This is a genomic window from Pseudonocardia cypriaca (assembly GCF_006717045.1).
In the GTDB taxonomy this organism is placed as follows: Bacteria; Actinomycetota; Actinomycetes; order Mycobacteriales; family Pseudonocardiaceae; genus Pseudonocardia; species Pseudonocardia cypriaca.
Map to the genome: position 1 here is coordinate 1,483,721 of NZ_VFPH01000001.1, position 18,626 is coordinate 1,502,346.

Annotated in this window: 13 protein-coding genes; 9 read left to right on the forward strand and 4 right to left on the reverse strand. The window is 72.8% G+C overall.

All coding sequences use genetic code 11. The features are described 5' to 3' along the window. Positions 1 to 50 precede the first annotated feature (50 nt). The 3 genes from treY to FB388_RS06940 all read right to left on the reverse strand — a co-directional run bounded on the left by treY (position 51) and on the right by FB388_RS06940 (position 5,098). Positions 51 to 2,411 carry a malto-oligosyltrehalose synthase gene (gene treY, locus FB388_RS06930; protein WP_142098467.1) on the reverse strand — a complete coding sequence of 787 codons (2,361 nt, stop codon included), beginning with the start codon at positions 2,409 to 2,411 and terminating at the stop codon, positions 51 to 53. Further along, on the reverse strand, positions 2,408 to 4,570 hold the full coding sequence (glgX, locus tag FB388_RS06935; RefSeq protein ID WP_142098470.1) for a glycogen debranching protein GlgX: 2,163 nt from the start codon (positions 4,568 to 4,570) through the stop codon (positions 2,408 to 2,410). Before glgX ends, treY begins: the two co-directional genes overlap by 4 nt. 66 nt (positions 4,571 to 4,636) lie before the next feature. Next, positions 4,637 to 5,098 carry a PPOX class F420-dependent oxidoreductase gene (locus FB388_RS06940; protein ID WP_142098473.1) on the reverse strand — a complete coding sequence of 154 codons (462 nt, stop codon included), beginning with the start codon at positions 5,096 to 5,098 and terminating at the stop codon, positions 4,637 to 4,639. A 41-nt stretch (positions 5,099 to 5,139) separates the two neighbouring features. On the opposite strand from FB388_RS06940, the gene FB388_RS06945 reads away from it, so the two are divergent. From FB388_RS06945 to FB388_RS06985, 9 genes are all read left to right on the forward strand, one after another. After that, positions 5,140 to 5,565: an HIT family protein gene (locus FB388_RS06945; RefSeq protein WP_142098476.1), complete on the forward strand. Its 426-nt coding sequence runs from the start codon at positions 5,140 to 5,142 to the stop codon at positions 5,563 to 5,565. Positions 5,566 to 5,789: 224 nt separating this feature from the next. Beyond that, the gene (locus tag FB388_RS06950; RefSeq protein ID WP_142098479.1) at positions 5,790 to 7,040 is read left to right on the forward strand and encodes an MFS transporter; all 1,251 of its coding nucleotides are present in this window, start codon (positions 5,790 to 5,792) and stop codon (positions 7,038 to 7,040) included. Between the two features lie 1,220 nt (positions 7,041 to 8,260). Then, the gene (locus FB388_RS06955) at positions 8,261 to 9,466 is read left to right on the forward strand and encodes a GGDEF domain-containing protein (protein WP_246121690.1); all 1,206 of its coding nucleotides are present in this window, start codon (positions 8,261 to 8,263) and stop codon (positions 9,464 to 9,466) included. Positions 9,467 to 9,644: 178 nt separating this feature from the next. Continuing rightward, the gene (locus FB388_RS06960; protein WP_170225509.1) at positions 9,645 to 10,913 is read left to right on the forward strand and encodes a GGDEF domain-containing protein; all 1,269 of its coding nucleotides are present in this window, start codon (positions 9,645 to 9,647) and stop codon (positions 10,911 to 10,913) included. 358 nt (positions 10,914 to 11,271) lie between these two features. Continuing rightward, the gene (locus tag FB388_RS06965) at positions 11,272 to 12,630 is read left to right on the forward strand and encodes a GGDEF domain-containing protein (protein WP_142098485.1); all 1,359 of its coding nucleotides are present in this window, start codon (positions 11,272 to 11,274) and stop codon (positions 12,628 to 12,630) included. A gap of 78 nt (positions 12,631 to 12,708) precedes the next feature. Beyond that, positions 12,709 to 14,082 (forward strand): sensor domain-containing diguanylate cyclase, encoded by a 1,374-nt coding sequence (locus tag FB388_RS06970; protein ID WP_142098487.1) that lies wholly within the window; start codon positions 12,709 to 12,711, stop codon positions 14,080 to 14,082. Between the two features lie 53 nt (positions 14,083 to 14,135). After that, positions 14,136 to 16,064, forward strand: a complete 1,929-nt coding sequence (gene dxs, locus FB388_RS06975; protein ID WP_142098490.1) for a 1-deoxy-D-xylulose-5-phosphate synthase — start codon at positions 14,136 to 14,138, stop codon at positions 16,062 to 16,064. Beyond that, positions 16,064 to 16,732, forward strand: a complete 669-nt coding sequence (locus FB388_RS06980) for a response regulator transcription factor (protein ID WP_142098493.1) — start codon at positions 16,064 to 16,066, stop codon at positions 16,730 to 16,732. Before dxs ends, FB388_RS06980 begins: the two co-directional genes overlap by 1 nt. A gap of 16 nt (positions 16,733 to 16,748) precedes the next feature. Beyond that, positions 16,749 to 17,984, forward strand: a complete 1,236-nt coding sequence (locus FB388_RS06985) for a sensor histidine kinase (protein ID WP_246121692.1) — start codon at positions 16,749 to 16,751, stop codon at positions 17,982 to 17,984. Between the two features lie 8 nt (positions 17,985 to 17,992). Here the strand turns inward: FB388_RS06985 and FB388_RS06990 are convergent, their stop codons facing one another. Continuing rightward, positions 17,993 to 18,586 carry a DinB family protein gene (locus FB388_RS06990; RefSeq protein ID WP_142098496.1) on the reverse strand — a complete coding sequence of 198 codons (594 nt, stop codon included), beginning with the start codon at positions 18,584 to 18,586 and terminating at the stop codon, positions 17,993 to 17,995. Between the last annotated feature and the right edge of the window lie 40 nt (positions 18,587 to 18,626).

The window sequence follows — 18,626 nt, forward strand, 5'->3', positions numbered from 1 at the left end:
GGCACACCGACTGCAGTCGATGTGCCGGCACAGAGATCGGAGCGGCGGAGCTATGCCGGGCGGACCAGGAGCGCCACCGGGTAGCGGCCCAGCACGTCGGCCAGCTTCGGGGTGGCACCGTCGACCGGGGTGTCGGTGATGACGTCGTGCCAGTCGGTCGTGCCCTCGGGCAGCGGGAGCACGGTGTCGCCCCAGCCCCCGCGCTCCGCGAGGCCGACCGGCAGCCGCGTCGCCACCGCCACGAGCGAGGCCGAGCGCGCGAACGCCACGGCGTGCCGGGCCGCCGGGCCCTCCGCGGGCAGCGGCCGGTAGCCGGTGAACACCTCGGGCCGGTAGCGGCGCAGCCGCAGCGCGCTCGCCGTGACGAGCAGCTTCGCGGCGCCGTCGGCGTCGACGTCGGGCAGCCAGCCGTCGTCGAGCCTGGCGAGCAGCTCGCGGCGGGCCTCCCAGTCGACCGGCCTGCGGTTGTCCGGGTCGACGAGGGAGTACTCGAAGAGCTCGGTGCCCTGGTAGACGTCGGGCACGCCCGGTCCGGCGATCTGCAGCAGCTTCTGCCCGAGCGAGTTCGACCAGCCCGGCCCCGCGATGCGGGAGACGAGCTCCTCGATCTCGGCCACCAGCTCGCCGTCGGCGAGAACCTCGGCCGGCCACGCCGCGATGGCCTCGTCGACCTCCGGTACTGGATCGACGTGGCTCGTGACGAGCTTGGCCTCCTTGGCCGCCTTCGTCAGGTAGCCGGACATCCGCTCGGCCGGGATGGGCCACGCGCCCACGAGGTTCTGCCAGGCCAGCAGCTCGAGCGACCGGTCGGGCAGCGGGTGCGCGGCCGCCCACCGGCGCATCAGCCGCGCCCACTCGCCGGGGATCTCGGCGATGACGGCGAGGCGGGCGCGGACGTCCTCGGAGCGCTTGGCGTCGTGCGTCGACAGCGTGGTCATGGTCGCCGGCCATGACGCCTCCCGCGCGGCCATGGCCCGGTGGAACTCCTGCGGGGGCACCCCGAAGCGGGACGGGTCGCCACCCACCTCGTTGAGCGCGACGAACCGGTTCCACCGGTAGAAGGCGGTGTCCTCGACGCCCTTGGCCATCACCATCCCGGACGTCTGCTGCACGCGGGTGGCGAGCAGGCCGGTCGGGTCGGCGAGCATCGCGTCGCGGATGGCGACCAGCACGTCGGCGAGGTCGGGCCGGTGGGTGCGCGCCACGGCGACGGCCGTTTCGAGCGCCTCGCGCCCTTCCGGGAGGTAGCTGCGGTAGACCGGGTAGCCGCAGAGCAGCTCCGCGACCGCCGTCCGCACGCGGTCGGCGGCCGCACCCGGCTCCTCCTCGGTGCTCGGCGCGGCTTCCGGCACCGGGACGAGCGCCGCGATGCGGCGCACCTCGGCCGCCAGGATCGTGTCCGCGACCTCCCGGCGGGCGGAGTGCTCCGCGGCGTGCGCCGACTCCTTGCGGCCCGTGTGCTCCGCCGCGAGCTGGGTGAGCACGCCCGCGCCGTCGGGGTCGACGAACACGCCCCCGATCTCTCGCAGCGCCTCGTAGCCGGACGTGCCGTTCACCGGCCACGAGGCAGGCAGCTCCTCGCCGACGCCGAGGATCTTCTCCACCAGCAGCCAGCGGTCCGGGCCGATCGCGGCCCGCAGGCGCCGCATGTAGGCGCCCGGGTCGGACAGCCCGTCGGGGTGGTCGATGCGGAGACCGTCGACCTCGCCCGCGTCGACCCAGCGCAGGATCTCGCGGTGGGTCTTCTCGAAGATCTCCGGCAGCTCGACGCGCAAGGCGGCGAGCGTGGACACGTCGAAGAACCGGCGGTAGGTCAGCTCCGCCGCGCCGCGCTTCCAGGACACGAGGCGGTAGTGCTGGCGTTCGTGCACCTCCTGGGCGGTGCCGGCGTCGCCGGTGCCGGGAGCCACGGGGAAGGCCCGCTCGTAGTAGCGCAGCTGCGTGCGGTCGTCGGAGAGGGCGAGCTCGGAGAGCGCCTTCTCCTCGTCGGCGTCCAGCACGGGCAGCAGGATCGGGCCCGCGTCCCAGTCGATGTCGAACGTGGCCGCGTGCTCCGACGCCCTCCCGTGCGCGAGCACGTCCCACCACCAGGGGTTGGCCTGCGGGATGTCGACGCCGACGTGGTTGGGCACGATGTCGAGCACGAACGCCATGCCGTGCTCGCGCACCGCCGCGACCAGCGCCTTGCGTCCCTCCTCGCCACCGCGCTCGGCCGAGACCCGGGTGGGGTCGACGACGTCGTAGCCGTGGTTGGAACCGGCGCCGGACTCGAGGAGCGGCGACGCGTACAGCGCGCTCACGCCGAGCGCGTCGAGGTAGGGCACCAGGCCGACCGCGTCGTCGAACGTGGTGTCCTTCGACAGCTGGAGCCGGTAGGTCGAGCTGGGGGCGGGGGAGTGCGACCGGGTCACGATCCCGCCGTCCCCGTGCGCTGCAGGACCAGGACCGAGCGAGCCGGCACCCGGTGCACGCCACCACCGGCCACCGTGGGCGGGTCGGCGGCCACCACGCCCGGTGCCGTGGACAGCGTGGTCACCTCACCCGCGGCGGTGTCGACCACCACCGCCCACTGCGCGCCGTACTCCGGGCCGGGCAGTGTGACGTCGATGTCCTCGTAGTGCGCATTGAGGCACAGCAGGAACGAGTCGTCGCTGACGCGCTCGCCCCGGGTGTCGACCTCGTCCATGCCCTGACCGTTGAGGAACACGGTCACGCACTTGCCGAACCCGGAGTCCCAGTCCTGCTCGCTCATCTCCACACCCGCCGGCGTGAACCAGGCGATGTCGGCCAGCGCGCCCGGGCGGCGGCGGCCGATGGGGCGCCCGGCGAAGAACTTGCGGCGCCGGAAGACCGGGTGGGCGTGGCGGAGCGCGGTCACACCGGCCGTGAAGTTCACCAGCGGGGCGTTCTTGGTCGCGAGCGACCAGTCCACCCAGGAGATCTCGCTGTCCTGGCAGTAGACGTTGTTGTTGCCGCGCTGGGTGCGGCCCAGCTCGTCGCCGTGCAGCAGCATCGGCACGCCCTGGCTCAGCAGGAGCGTGGTGATGAAGTTGCGCTGCTGGCGGGCGCGCAGCGCGAGTACGCCCTCGTCGTCGGTCGGCCCCTCGACGCCGCAGTTCCACGACCTGTTGTGGCTCTCGCCGTCGCCCCCGCCTTCGAGGTTGGCCTCGTTGTGCTTGTCGTTGTACGAGACCAGGTCGGCGAGGGTGAAGCCGTCGTGCGCCGTGACGAAGTTGATCGATGCGAACGGGCGGCGGCCGTCCTCCTGGTACAGGTCCGAGCTGCCGGTGAGCCGCGACGCGAACTCGCCGATCGTGCCCGGCTCGCCGCGCCAGAAGTCGCGGACCGTGTCGCGGTACTTGCCGTTCCACTCCGTCCACAGCGGCGGGAAGTTGCCGACCTGGTAGCCACCCGGTCCGACGTCCCACGGCTCCGCGATCAGCTTCACCTGGCTGATCACCGGGTCCTGCTGCACGAGGTCGAAGAACACCGACAGCCGGTCGACGTCGTAGAACTCCCGGGCGAGCGTGGAGGCGAGGTCGAAGCGGAACCCGTCGACGTGCATCTCCGTGACCCAGTACCGCAGCGAGTCCATGATCAGCTGCAGGGTGTGGGGGTTTCGCACGTTCAGCGAGTTGCCGGTGCCGGTGTAGTCCATGTAGTACCGCGGGTCGTCCTCGACCAGGCGGTAGTAGGCGGCGTTGTCGATGCCGCGCAGCGAGAGCGTCGGGCCCATGTGGTTGCCCTCGGCCGTGTGGTTGTAGACCACGTCGAGGATCACCTCGATGCCCGCGTCGTGCAGGTCGCGGACCATCGCCTTGAACTCCTGCACCTGGTTGCCCGCGCGGCCGGAGTTCATCGCGTAGGCGTGGTGCGGGGCCAGGTAGGCGATCGTGTTGTAGCCCCAGTAGTTGGAGAGGCCCTTCTCCTGCAGGTGGTGGTCGTTGAGGAACTCGTGCACCGGCATGAGCTCCACCGCGGTGACGCCGAGCGTCTTGAGGTGCTCGATCATCACCGGGTGCGCGAGCCCGGTGTAGGTGCCGCGCAGCTCCTCGGGGATCTCCGGGTGGGCGATCGTGAGGCCCCGCACGTGCGCCTCGTAGATCACGGTCTCGTGGTAGGGGATGCGCGGGGAGCGATCGGTTCCCCAGTCGAAGAACGGGTTGACCACCACCGACTTCGGCACGAACGGCGCGGAGTCGACGTCGTTGCGGCCCTCCGGCTGCCCGAACGGGTAGCCGAACACCGCCTCGTCCCACACCACCGGGCCGTCGAGGGCCTTCGTGTACGGGTCGATGAGCAGCTTGTTCGGGTTGCACCGCAGGCCCTGCGAGGGGTCGTAGGGCCCGTGCACCCGGTAGCCGTAGCGCTGGCCCGGCTCGACGTTGGGCAGGTATCCGTGATGGACGAAGCCGTCGACCTCGCTCAGCGGGACGCGCGTCTCCTTGCCCCGCGCGCTGAAAAGGCATAGCTCTACCTTCTCCGCGACCTCGGAGAAGATCGCGAAGTTGGTGCCGGACCCGTCATAGGTGGCACCCAGGGGGTAGGCGTGGCCCGGCCACGGCCGCATGTGGTTCCTCCGGCGTCTCGAGATGGACCGCCAGAGGTTACCGGTGGCACCCGGCCGCGCGCCGGGTCAGGCGAGGCGCGCTGGGAATCCGCCCGTCGCGACCGGGCTCCACCGCGTCGGCGTGATCCTGATCAAGGCCTTGCCCTGTTCCTGCATCGCGCGCCGGTACTCGTCCCAGTCGGGGTGCTCACCGGAGATGCACCGGAAGTAGTCGACGAGCGGCTCCACCGCGTCGGGCAGCGTCAGCAGCTCGGCGTCGCCGTCGACCTGCACCCACGCGCCGCCGAAGTCGTCGGACAGCACGATGACCGATGCCTTGCCGTGCCGGGCGACGTTCGTCGCCTTCGCCCGCTCCGGATAGGTGGCGACCACGATGCGGCCGTCGGCGTCGATGCCCCCGGTGACCGGTGAGCCCTGCCAGCCGCCGTCCTTGCGGGGCGTGAGCAGGACCATCTTGTGGCGGCAGCGGACGAAGTCGACCAGTGCGTCGCGGTCGACGGGCGTGTTCGTGGCGATGGTCCGGACCATGGCGCCAGAGGGTAGTGCGGTCGTCGATACCCTTGCCGACAATGAGCACCCTCTTCACCCGGATCATCGACGGCGAGCTGCCCGGACGTTTCGTCTGGTCGGACGACCGGGCGGTCGGTTTCCTGTCGATCAACCCGCTCGGACCGGGCCACACGCTCGTCGTGCCCCGCGCGGAGGTCGACCACTGGGTCGACGCCGAACCGGACCTGCTGGCACACCTCATGTCCGTGTCCCACGCGGTGGGTGCGGCCGTACGCGAGGTCTGGCAGCCGCCGCGCGTCGGCCTGCTCGTCGCGGGCTTCGAGGTGCCACACCTGCACGTCCACGTGTTCCCCGCCTGGGACATGGCCGCCTTCGACTTCGCGAACGCGGCGCCGTCCGTGGAGGCGCACGAGCAGGAGGCGCACGCCGAGAAGCTGCGGTCCGCCCTCCGCGCGGCGGGGCACGGCGAGCACGTCGCCGGCTGACACCTCCGATCAGGTCCGGGGGCCCGCGCTCGCCGGTCCCTGCCGTCGCTCTCCGTGACGAAGGTGTGCCGCTTCGCGCCCTCGGGTGACGGAGCGGAGGCGTCCTTGCGACCGTTGTGGACACCAGGCAGCATGCCGATCTAACGACACGCAGCGCACATGATCATTTACGGTGGGTAGATCGAACGGACCACCCGGCACGGGTCGAGGGGGGAAACGACCGCATGGCGGGTAGCGGACTCGGCGCAGTGTTCCGCGTACCCGAGTTCCGGGTCCTGTGGGCCGCGGAGCTCTTCTCGATCGCAGGTGACCAGCTCGCGCGCGTCGCGCTGGCGGTACTCGTGTACGGCCGCACCGGCTCCGCACTCTGGGCTGCCGTCGCCTACGCCCTGACCTTCCTGCCCGCGCTGCTCGGCGGCGTCCTGCTGTCCGGTCTCGCCGACCGGTTCCGCCGCCGCGAGGTCATGATCGTCTCGGACGTCGCGCGGGCGGTGCTCGTCGCCGTGATGGCGATCCCGGACCTGCCCCTGTGGGCGCTCTGCGCCGTCCTCGTCCTCGTCGTGCTGCTCGGGTCGCCCCACACCGCGGCCCAGGGTGCGCTCTACCCCGAGGTCCTCCCGGGCGAGCTCTACGAACGCGGGCTCGCCGTACGGCAGATCACCAGCCAGACGGCACAGCTCGTCGGCTTCGCCACCGGGGGGCTGCTGGTCGCCGCCTTGAGCCCCGCGGTCGCGCTCCTCGGCAACGCCGTCTCGTTCGCGTTGTCGGCCGTCGTCGTCCGGATCGGCGTGGCCGACCGCCCGGCACCCGTCCAGGCGCCCGGACCCGGCCCCGTGACCAGCGAGCTGCGCGGCATCACCGCCGGGCTCGTCGAGATCGCCACCGACCGGCCCCGCCGCGCACTCGTGCTGCTCGCGTGGCTCGTCGGCTGGTACGTCGTGCCCGAGGCGCTCGCCGCCCCGTACGCCGACCACCTCGGCGCCGGGCCCGCCGCAGTGGGGCTGCTCATGGCGGCCGACCCCCTCGGCAGCGTGCTCGGGGCATGGCTGTTCGTGCGGTTCGTGCCCGCCGCGACGAGGGCACGGCTCGTCGGACTCATGGCCGTTGCGGCCGGAGTCCCGTTGGCGCTGTGCATCCTGCGCCCGGGCGTCCCACTCACCGTCCTCCTGTGGGCGGTGTCCGGGATGCTCTCCACCGCTTACCTCCTGCAGACGCAGGCGAGCTTCGTCCGCGCCACCCCGGACGGGGGTCGCGGCCGTGCCATCGGGGTCGCCGCGTCCGGGATCATCGCGGCGCAGGGTGCCGCGGTGCTCCTCGGAGGCCTGCTCGCCGATGCGACGGATCCCGCCACGGCTGTCGCCGCGGCCGGGGTGCTCGGGGCGGTGTTGTCGGCCGGCGGCGCCGTGGCCTGGCATCGCGCCAACTCCACCGCGCCTTCACCGCAGTTCCGCTGGGCGGGCGCGCGGTCGCGCTGACCTGCCGGCTCACCGACGCCGACACCTTCCGATCGGGCTCCGCCCGGACCGGGGCTCCTCTCACTCACCAGCTCTTGTTGCGCACCGCGATCTCCTCCGGTCGTAGTGGGTGGGGCTGTGGGTCGGTCACCAGCTCTTGTTGCGCACCGGGGTCTCCTCGGTCGGTGGTGGGTCGGAGTGCGGTGGTTCACCAGCTCTTGTTGCGCACGGGGTCCTCCTCGGGTGGTGGTGTGTGGGTGGGTTGGTTCACCAGCTCTTGTTGCGCACGGGGTCCTCCTCGGGTGGTGGTGTGTGGGTGGGTTGGTTCACCAGCTCTTGTTGCGCACGGGGTCCTCCTCGGGTGGTGGTGTGTGGGTGGGTTGGTTCACCAGCTCTTGTTGCGCACGGGGTCCTCCTCGGGTGGTGGTGTGTGGGTGGGTTGGTTCACCAGCTCTTGTTGCGCACGGGGCTCTCCTTTAGTTGTGGTGGGTGGGGCGGCTCGGTTCACCAGCTCTTGTTGCGCACCGGGCTCTCCTTGGTCGGTGGTGGTCGGGGGTGGCTTCGTCACCAGCTCTTGTTGCGCACTGCGATCTCCCTCGGTCGTGGTGGGTGGGGCTGCTCTGGGTTGATCACCAGCTCTTGTTGCGCACGGGGCTCTCCTTTAGTTGTGGTGGGTGGGGCGGCTCGGTTCACCAGCTCTTGTTGCGCACCGGGGCCTCCTTCGTCGGCGGGCGGTCGAATTGCGCGTGGTTCACCAGCTCTTGTTGCGCACGGGGCTGCCTCCTTCCGCACAGGACGGGCGGGGGGCGGGGGACTCCGGGGTTCGCGACCTGCGCGGGGATGTGGCGGCGCCCGTGGGAGCGGCGCCCTGCAGCGCGTGCGTGCGGGCAGCATCGCTATCTCCTCCTCCAGCCGGCGCCGTCCCTGCGTGTGGCATGCGACACGGTCGACGCTGGTGGCTGAGCCGGGACCCGTGACAGCCCCGCGTGGGTCCACTAGCCTCACTTCCCTCGATCGAGGGATGGCTGTGAGTATGGATGGCTAGGGGCGCGCGCAGGGTCGCTGCCTCGACCGACGGTGGTTCGGTTGGTGCGGTCGGCCCCGCGCGCCATCCATCGGCATGGGCCATCTGGACTATTCCGCGGCGGCTCCTCGGGCCAGTTCTCCTTGTCGAGATCACCGCGATCGCATTGACCATACTCGCGATTGTCCCATCGCAATTCGACCATCGAGCGATTGCGATGGGCGCGACGCTGTGCCTATTCGGGATGGTGCACTCCGAGATTGCCTTGCGCGTCGAGCGGGTGCGTCGCCGGGTCAACGAGACATTGCACGTCGACCTGAGTTCGGTCTGGACCTTTGCCGGCGCCGTCCTGTTGCCGCCCGCTCTTGCGGCGTGCGTTGCGGCGATCGTTTTCACGCATCTGTGGTGGCGCTCGTGGCGGCCGCGCGTTCCGGTGTACCGGCACGTCTTCAGCACGGCGACGATCGTTCTGTCGTGCCTCGCGGCGGCCGCGATCGCCGGCGTGAACCGCGACGGTGGGGCCGTCTTCCGGGGCAACGGTTCGGGAGTGGTGCTGCTCGTGGTGGCGATCCTCGCCTACACCACGGTGAACAGCGCGCTCGTCGCGGGTGCGATCGCCGTGAGCAGCCCGCAGCCGGACATCGGCAAGGTGCTCGGGCGCTGGGACGACAACCTGCTCGAGTTCGCCACGCTCTCCCTCGGCGCGATCACCGCGATCGCCCTGGCGATCAACCCGCTGCTCGTCGCGTTCGTGTTGCCGCCCCTGCTCGTGCTGCACCGCGCCGTCCTCGTCAAGCACCTCGAGGAGGCGGCGAACACCGACGGCAAGACCGGCCTGCTCAACGCCGCCGCATGGCACGTGCAGGCCGAGCGCGCGTTGCAGCGCTCGAAGCGCCGGGACGGTCCGCCCGGCGTCCTGGTGCTGGATCTCGACCACTTCAAGGCCGTCAACGACACGCACGGCCACCTGGCGGGCGACCACGTGCTGTCCGCGGTCGCAGGCGTGCTGCGGGACGAGGTCAGGGAACGCGACCTCGTCGGGCGGTTCGGTGGCGAGGAGTTCGTCGTGATGCTGGCGGGGCTCGGCGGAAGGGCGCCCGTCGAGCTCGAGACGGTCGCCGAACGGATCCGGCGGCGGGTGGCGGACCTCCGCGTCGAGATCCCGACCCCGGACGGGCCGCTGACGGTGCGCGGGCTGAGCGTGTCGGTCGGCTGCGCCGTCATGCCGGAGAGCGGCGCCGAGCTGCGTGACCTCCTCGAGGTCGCCGACCGAGCCCTGTACGTGGCCAAGGGGGCCGGGCGCAACGCCGTGCGGATGGGCAACCCGGCGTCCCCGCGGTCCGCGCTCCTGCCCGCGCACCTGCGGCCGGACGAGCCGGCCCCTGCCGAGCCCCCCTCGCTCCACAGCAACGCCGGCGACTGACGGTACGGAGCTTCGGCCATCTTGTGGCCTGCATTACGCTCCGTACTGCCGCCGACACAACCGGGGGAGCACGATGGCGTCGGAGCGACGACTTCTCTCCGGTGACGCGGCGTGCCTGGGCCGTTGCGCACCGCACCGCTGGCCCGTGTGGCGGCTCCCGCGGTTGTTACTGGGTGCCGTGCTCTTCATCGAGGCGATCGCGCTGGTCCTGCTGGTCGCCGGGCTACTGACGGGGCGCGCTCCGGCCGGGACCGAGCTGTGGTCCGGGGCCGTCCTCTGCCTGCTGGGCATCGCCTACAGCGAGATGGCCGTCGGCGTGGAACGGGAACGGCGGCGGCTGGGCGGCGCGTCGCACGTCGACCTCAGCTCGGTGTGGACGTTCGCTGCTGCGCTCGTGCTGCCCGGTGCCCACGCCGCGTTGGTGGCGGCGCTCATCATGCTGCACCTGTGGGTGCGGGCGTGGCGCGAGTGGGTGCCGCTGCACCGCCAGATGTTCAGCGTCGCCACGGTGGTGCTCGCCTGCATCGCCGTCGGAGAGCTCCTCGACCACGTGGGCGGGGAGCGGCAACCGCTGTGGCTGGTGATCGGCGCGATGGTGCTGTTCATGGCGGTCAACTCCGGCCTCATCGCCGCCGTCGTGTCGGTCAACATCCCGGGTGCAGGCCCGGCGACCCTGTTCGGTCCACGCGACGAGAACCTCCTCGAGGTCGGCATGCTCTGCATGGGGGCGCTCACCGCGGTCGCGATCGCGCTGAACCCGGTGCTGCTCCTGCTGACGCTGCTCCCGCTGTACGTCGTGCTGAGGGCGGTGCTGGTCCGGCCGTTGGAGGCGGCGGCCTGCACGGACGGCAAGACCGGCCTCCTTAATGCCGCCACGTGGGTCGCCGAGGCCGAACGGGTCCTCGCCGGCACGGACCGCGCCGAGCGCGCAGGCGGTGTGCTGATGCTCGATCTCGACCACTTCAAGGCGGTCAACGACACGCACGGTCACGCGGTGGGCGACCACGTCCTGTCGGCGGTGGCGCACGCGCTGCACCGGGTGGTGCGCGCCCGCGACCTCGTGGGCCGCATGGGCGGCGAGGAGTTCGTGGTGCTGCCCAGGCGGGCGGCCTCGGGGGAGCGGTCGGTGGAGCTCGATTCGGTGGAGCTGGAGGTGGTGGCCGAGCGCATCCGGGCCCACGTGGCGGACCTGCGGCTCGAGGTGCCGACCTTGCGCGGGCCGTTGACGGTCGCCGGCCTGACCGTCTCGATCGGCGGCGCGGTCGCCTCGCCCGACGGCAGCGACCTCCCCGCACTCCTGCAGACCGCGGACACCGCTCTCTACGAGGCCAAGCGGGCGGGCCGCAACACGGTGCGGGTCGCCGTGGCCTCCTCGGTGCCGTCGGTCGTGAACCTCCCGTCCGCGCCGCTGGTGAACCCCGGCTCGGGGGCGCGCGCGAAGGACTGACCGCCGGGTGCGTCGGGTGGCACCCGAATCGTTCGGGCGTCCTGCTGCCACACCCGGCGATCAGCCGGCTCGCGTTCGGCGTTCAGGTCCAGTCGCGGTTGCGCATGAACATGCCTCCTTTCCATCCGGATGGCGTGAGCGCTTTTCGTGATCGCCGCCGGAATGTGTTCCGGACGCGGCCCTTCGCGTAGTGCATTCAGGTGTGCAGCGAGGCCGCGAGACGGGCGAGAAGTGCGATCTGCAACATCTGCTCGTCCCACCGTGTCACCGGACGAGGCGGCGTCGGCCCGATCGGGTGACACGAGGAGGGTCCTCCCCTACGCTCGGTGCCGACGCCGAGGACCGACCGAGAGCGCTGATGCCCGCACATCCCGGAGCAGGCCGCCCTGCTGTTCGAGCGATCCGGGCGTGGACGATCCGCCGGTGGCCGCTGTGGGAGCTGCCGCACCGGCTCGCGGTGGCGGTCCTCGTCGTCGAGGTCACGGCGGTCGGGCTGGTGGTCGCCACCGCCTCGCGGATGCCGCTCCCCGGCACGCTCGAGCTCCTGCACGCCGCGCTGCTCGCGGGGCTGGGGATCCTGCACACCGAGACCGCGATGGGTGTCGAGCGGCTCCGCAGGCGCGTGATGGTCGGCAACCACGCCAACCTCAGCTCGGTGTGGACGTTCGCAGGCGCCCTCGTGCTGCCGCCCGTGTGCGCCGCCGTCGTGGCCGTCGTGGTGCACCTGCACATCTGGGCGCGTACCGGACGGCCCCGCGTGCCGCTCTACCGCAGCGTCTACAGCGCGGCCACGATCGTGCTGGCCTGTCTGGGCGCCGCCGCGGTCGTCGGCCTCCTCGGCTCCGGGCCGGATCCCCTCGCCGCAGCAGGTGTCCCCGGCATCACGCTCGCGTTGCTCGTCTACACCTCGATCAACACCGGTCTCGTTGCCGGGGCCATCGCGATGAGCGCCCCGCAGCCCGACCTGGTCCGGGTGCTCGGGCGGTGGGACGACAACCTCCTCGAGATCGCCACGCTCTCGCTCGGCGCCCTCACCGCGGTCGCGCTGGTCCTCAACCCGTGGCTGGTGCTGCTCGCCCTCCCGCCGCTGGTGGTGCTGCACCGGGCCGTGCTGGTGCAGCACCTGGAGGAGGCTGCGAGCATCGACGGGAAGACCGGCCTGCTGAACGCCGTGGCGTGGCACGAGCAGGCGGAGCGGCTGCTGCAGCGCAGCAGCCCGGCCGACGGTCCGCGCGGCGTGCTGGTGCTGGACCTGGACCACTTCAAGGCCGTCAACGACACGCACGGCCATCTCGCGGGCGACCAGGTGCTCGCCGCCGTGGCGGGCGCGCTGCGCGCCGAGGTCCGCGAGCGCGACCTCGTCGGCCGGTTCGGCGGGGAGGAGTTCGTGGTGCTGCTCGCCGGTCCGCCGGCGGGGGACGCCGCCGAGCTGGAGGCGGTGGCCGAGCGCATCCGCACCCGGGTGGCCCGGCTGCGGGTGGAGATCCCCACGCCGGACGGTCCGCTCAGCGTGTCCGGGCTCACGGTCTCGATCGGGGTCGCGGTCGCGCCCGCCGAGGGAGCCGACCTGCGCACCCTGCTCCAGGTCGCCGACACCGCCCTGTACGCGGCGAAGAGGGCCGGGCGCAACGTCGTGCGCACGGGAACGTCACCCGGCATCCCCCGCCAAGCCGGTGAGCAGGCCCCGGGCACCGGGTGGATGGTTGACGCAGAGTGACGAGATCGTTGCGGAGGACCACCCCCATGTGCGATCACAGTCCTCCTGACATGCCGTTCCCGCCTCACTAGCCTCGCCGTGAGGCACCTGGCGGTCGCGGCAAGGGAGGGGGCGGGCGTGGAGGAGTCGGCACACACGCACAGCCCGGCGGGCCGCGCCGACCCATCCGGATGGGAGCTGTGGCGGCTGCCGGCGAGGGCGGTCGCGCTGGTTCTCCTCGTGGAGGCGGGGGGCGTCGCCTCCGTCGTCAGCCACCTCACGACCTCCGACCGCGCCGCGTTCACCGGCGAGGTTCTGGCGCTGGCCGCGTTCCTGACGCTGCTCAGCGTGGTGCACACCGAGCTCGCCACCGGGATCGAGCGGATCCGGCGCCGGGCCGCCGAGACCTCGTACTTCGACCTCAGCTCCGTCTGGACGTTCGCCGCCGCGCTCCTGCTGCCGCCCGCGCTCGCCGCGGCCGTGATCGCGGCCGTGTACCTGCACCTGTGGCACCGGGTGTGGCGGCCCGCGAAGGTGCCGTTGCACCGGCACGTCTACACGACCGCGACGGTGGTGCTCGCCGCCGGCGCGGCGCACGCCGCCGTCGAGGAGGCGGGCGGGTTGCCGGGAACCCCCGACGACGTCGCGGGCGTCGCGGGCATCGCGGTGGCCGTGCTGCTCTACGTCGTCGTCAACACCGTCCTCGTCGCCGGGGTCATCGCGCTCACGAGCGAGTGGCCCGGCCTGCGCGCCCTCGTCGGCCGCCTCGACGACAACGCGCTGGAGGTGGCCACGCTCTGCATGGGCGGGCTCGCCGCCGTCGCGATCGGCTCGACGCCGTGGCTGGTGGCGCTCGTGCTGCCGCCGATCCTGGTGCTGCACCGCGCGGTGCTGGTGCGCCACCTGGAGGAGGTGGCGAGCACCGACCCGAAGACCGGTCTGCTCAACTCGGCAGCGTGGCAGGCCGAGGCCGCCCGGGCGGTGCGGCGTGCTCAGCGTGGGCACGGGGCCGCCGCCGTGCTCATCCTCGACCTGGACCACTTCAAGCTGGTCAACGACGCACACGGGCACCTCGCGGGCGACGACGTGCTGGCCGCCGTGGCCGCCGAGCTGCGGGCGGGCGTGCGCGACGGCGACCTCGTCGGCCGGTTCGGCGGCGAGGAGTTCGTGGTGCTGCTGGCCGACCTGCCGTCCGGGGCGCTCGGCCGCGCCGAGGTGAGCTCGGTGGCCGAACGCCTGCGCAGGCTCGTTGCCGAGCTCGACGTCCCGGTCTGCACGCCCGACGGCAACCTCACGATCACCGGCCTGAGCGTCTCGGTCGGCGGCGCGTCCGTGCCCACCGACGGCGCCACGCTCGACCACGTGCTCAAGGTCGCCGACGCCAACCTGTACGCGGCCAAGCGCGGAGGGCGCAACCTGGTGCGGATCGCCGGTCCGGTGCAGATCCCGGCTCCGCGGACGCAGTCCGCCTGATCGCCCGCTTGCCGCGCCAGCGCCGGATCGACCGCCTTCCGTAAGCTGGCCCGGTGACCGTGTTGCGATCCGTCCGTGGCCCGGCCGACCTGAAACGGCTCGGAGCCGACCAGCTCCCCGCCCTGGCCGCCGAGATCCGTGAGGAGCTGGTGGCGTCGGTGTCGCGCACCGGCGGCCACCTCGGGCCCAACCTCGGCGTCGTCGAGCTCACCATCGCGCTGCACCGGGTCTTCGACTCGCCCCGCGACACGCTGATCTGGGACACCGGCCACCAGGCGTACGTCCACAAGATGCTCACCGGCCGCCACGACGGCTGGGAGTCGCTCAAGAAGACCGGGGGCATATCCGGCTACCCCTGCCGCGCGGAGAGCGAGCACGACCACGTCGAGAACAGCCACGCCTCCACGTCGCTGTCCTGGGCCGACGGCATCGCCCGCGGCTACGCCCTCACCGGCCAGGAGCGCCACGTCGTCGCGGTGATCGGCGACGGCGCCCTCACCGGGGGGATGGCCTGGGAGGCGCTGAACAACATCGCGGCCGCCAAGGACCGCAACGTCGTCATCGTGGTCAACGACAACGGCCGCTCCTACGCGCCCACGATCGGCGGGCTCGCCGACCGCCTCGCCTCGCTCCGCCTGCAACCCGGCTACGAGCGCGTCCTGGAGGCCGGCAAGCAGGCGCTGTCGCGCACCCCGGTGGTGGGCGCACCGATCTACGCCGGGCTGCACGCGCTCAAGGCGGGTGTCAAGGACGCCCTGAGCCCGCAGGCGCTCTTCTCGGACCTTGGCCTGAAGTACTTCGGGCCGGTCGACGGGCACGACATCGCGGCGATGGAGTCGGCGCTGCGGCGGGCCAGGCACTTCGGCGGACCGGTCATCGTCCACGCCGTCACCCAGAAGGGGCGCGGCTACCCGCCCGCCGAGAACGACGAGGCCGAGCAGATGCACAGCCCGGCCGCGTTCGACCCGGAGACCGGGCTTCCGACCGGGCCGCCGTCGGTCGGGTGGACGAGCGTCTTCGCCGAGGAGCTCGTGGCGCTCGGGGCCCGCAGGCCGGAAATCGTCGCCGTCACCGCTGCGATGCTCGGGCCCACCGGCCTCGCGCCGTTCGCGCGGGCGTTCCCGGAACGCTGCATCGACGTCGGCATCGCGGAGCAGCACGCGCTCACCTCGGCCGCCGGCCTCGCGATGAGCGGGTTGCACCCGGTGGTCGCGCTCTACTCGACGTTCCTCAACCGGGCCTTCGACCAGCTCCTGATGGACGTTGCCCTGCACGGCAAGGGCGTCACGCTCGTGCTGGACCGCGCCGGTGTCACGGGCAACGACGGACCGTCGCACAACGGGATGTGGGACCTCTCGCTGCTCGGGATCGTGCCCGGCATGCGGGTGGCCGCCCCACGCGACGCCGCCACGCTGCGCGAGGAGCTGGCCGAGGCGGTCGCCGTCGAGGACGGGCCCACCGCGATCCGCTTCCCGAAGGGCGCGGTGATCGAGTCGGTGCCGGCCGCGCGCCGGGTGCGGGGCGTCGACGTGCTGCACGAGCCGGCGCGCAACGGCTCCGGCGAGCCGTCGGTGCTGCTGGTGTGCGCCGGAGCCTTCGGTGAGCTCGGTGTCGCGGCCGCCCGGCGGCTGGAGCAGCAGGGCGTGTCCGTCACCGTGGTCGACCCGCGGTGGGTGCTGCCGGTCCCCGAGGTGCTCGTCGACCTCGCCCGCGCTCACCGGCTCGTCGTCGCGGTCAGCGACTGCGGCCGCCACGGCGGCTTCGGCTCCACGCTGGCGGCCGCGCTGCGCGAGGCGGAGTGCGACGTCCCGCTGCGCGACCTCGCGCTCCCACAACGCTTCCTCGACCACGGCAGCCGGGCCGACGTCCTGCACGCCGCCGGGCTCACCGCGCAGGACGTGGCGCGCCGGGTCACCGAGTGGGCGGCCGCTCTTCCCGCCACCACGGCCGAGGAGCACGCACCGTCGGAGGAGGCTCGCTGATGCGGGTCCTGGTGGTGGAGGACGAGCGGCCGCTGGCCGACGCGGTGGCACGCGGCCTGCGCCGGGAGGGCATGGCGGTCGACGTCGCCTACGACGGCGACACCGGCCACGAGAAGGCGCTGATCACCCGCTACGACGTGGTGGTGCTGGACCGGGACCTGCCGGGGATGTCCGGCGACCGGCTCTGCGCGGAGATCGTGGCGTCGGAGTCCACCACCCGGGTGCTGATGCTGACCGCGAGCGGCACCCTCGCCGACAAGGTCGACGGCCTCTCCCGCGGCGCCGACGACTACCTGGCCAAGCCGTTCGACTTCCCCGAGCTCGTGGCGCGCTGCCGGGCCCTCGGCCGCCGGGCCACCCCGGCCGTCCCGCCGCTGCTCGTGGCGGGCGACGTCGCGCTCGACCCGGCCAGGCGCACCGTGCAGCGCGCCGAGCGGCCCGTCGAGCTCACGCGCAAGGAGTTCGGGGTGCTGGAGGTGCTGCTCGCCGCGGGCGGCGCCGTGGTGAGCAGCGAGGAGCTCCTGGAACGGGTCTGGGACGAGAACGCCGACCCGTTCACCACCACCGTGCGGGTCACCGTCATGACACTGCGCAAGAAGCTCGGCGACCCGGGCGTCATCGAGACCGTGGTCGGCGCCGGCTACCGCGTACCGGCGGCGGGGCGCTAGGACCCGAGGAGGGACCGTGGCAGAGCCTGCGCCCTCCCCGACCCGCATGGCGGGCCGGGCGCAACAGCAGGCGGTCCCGCCCGCACCCCCACCGCCGCCCCTCCCGGCGGAGGCCCGCCGGGCGCCGTCGCGCCGGCGCGGTGTGGGCCTGCGGCCGCGGCTCACCCTCGTCTGCACGGCCGTGGTCGCGCTCGTCAGCGCGCTCCTGCTGTGGCTCGGGTGGCTGCTCGTCGGGGGAGTGGCGCGCAGCGTGCCGTCGCTCCCGCCGGGCACAACGGTCCGCGTCGGCAACGTCACCGTCCCCGCGGAGCGGCTCAACGAGGCCATCGGCGCCGCCGCGCGCGCCGACGTCCTGCGCGCGGGGCTGATCGCGTTCCCGCTGGTGGTCGCCGCGGCGGCGGTGGTGTCCTGGGTGCTCGTCGGGAGGGTCCTCGGCCCGCTGCACGCAGTGACGGCCACGGCGCGGCGGCTCACCGTCGAGTCCCTCGACACCCGCACCGGCCTGCAGGACGCGCACGGTGAGGTCGCCGAGCTGGCCGCGGGCTTCGACGCGATGCTCGACCGGCTCCAGGCGGCGTTCGACGCGCAGCGCCGGTTCGTCGCGAACGCGAGCCACGAGCTGCGCACACCGCTGTCGGTGCTGCGCACCGAGGTGGACGTCACCCTCTCCGACCCCGATGCCGACGCCGACGAGCTGCGGCGGATGGCCGCTGTCGTGCGCGACGCCACCCGCCGCGCCGACGACCTCATCGCGGGCCTGCTGCTGCTCGCGCGCACCGAGAGCGCCGGACTCGCCGAGGTGCGCCCCGTCGACCTCGCCGACCTCACCGTGCCGGCGCTGGCGGCCGTGCGGGCCGAGGCGGGCAGGCGCGGGCTGCGCATCCAGGTCCAGACCGCCCCGGCCCCGACCCGTGGCGACCCGGTCCTGCTCGAACGCGTGGCCGGCAACCTCGTCGAGAACGCCGTGCGGCACAACGTCGCAGGCGGATGGCTCGAGGTGTGCACGGGCACGGGCGACGGGTCGGCCCGGCTGCAGGTCTCCTCCAGCGGCCCGGAGATCCCCGGCGACCGCGTGGCGGAGCTGTTCGAGCCCTTCCGCCGCGGTCCGGTGGCCCGCACGGCCGACACCCCCGGCTCCGGGCTGGGGCTCTCGATCGTGAGGGCCATCGTGCAGGCCCACGGCGGCCGCGCGTGGGCGGAGCCGGTGCCGGGCGGCGGCCTGAAGGTGACGGTCGAGCTCCCGGCGCGGTGACGCCCGCCTCACGCCAGGAGGGTGCCCGGGGTCGGCCGGTACGGCTGGAAGAAGTCGTTGGCGCTCGCCCCGGCAAGGGTGAGCGCCAGCGTCGGCACCGACACGCCGTCGATCTGCTCGCGGATGATGTCGGCATGCCCCGCGTGCCGGGCGCACTCCTCGATCAGGTGCACCAGGTAGTAGCGGGCGTGGATCGGCCGGGCGTCGAAGATCCCGTGCCACGGTGCGGGCGGCGCGATGGCGTCGCCGGCGGGATCGGTCGCGGCGACCGTGGCCAGCAGCTGAGCGCGTACCCGGTCGAAGTCCTCGATGGTCCCGGCCACGCTCTCGTCATCGCGCACGGCGAAGCTGTCGGTGAACGCGGCGTACGCCGCTGCATCGACCGGCTGCTCGGTGACCTCGGTCCTCAACCGCTCCAGCGCTCCTCGCATGACGTAGGCCGCATGCTTGATGATGCCCCCGACCGACAGTGCGCTCCGGCACGGCGTCTCGCGCGCCTGCTCCTCGGTGAGGCCGAGCGCGGCGGCGCGGATGGCGGTGAGCTGTTCGTCGAGGTAGTTGACCAGGCCGGTGACCTCGTCGTGCTGGGCGGGTGCGTACATCGCGCGACCTCCGGGCTCCATGGTGGTGGTACGGGCACGA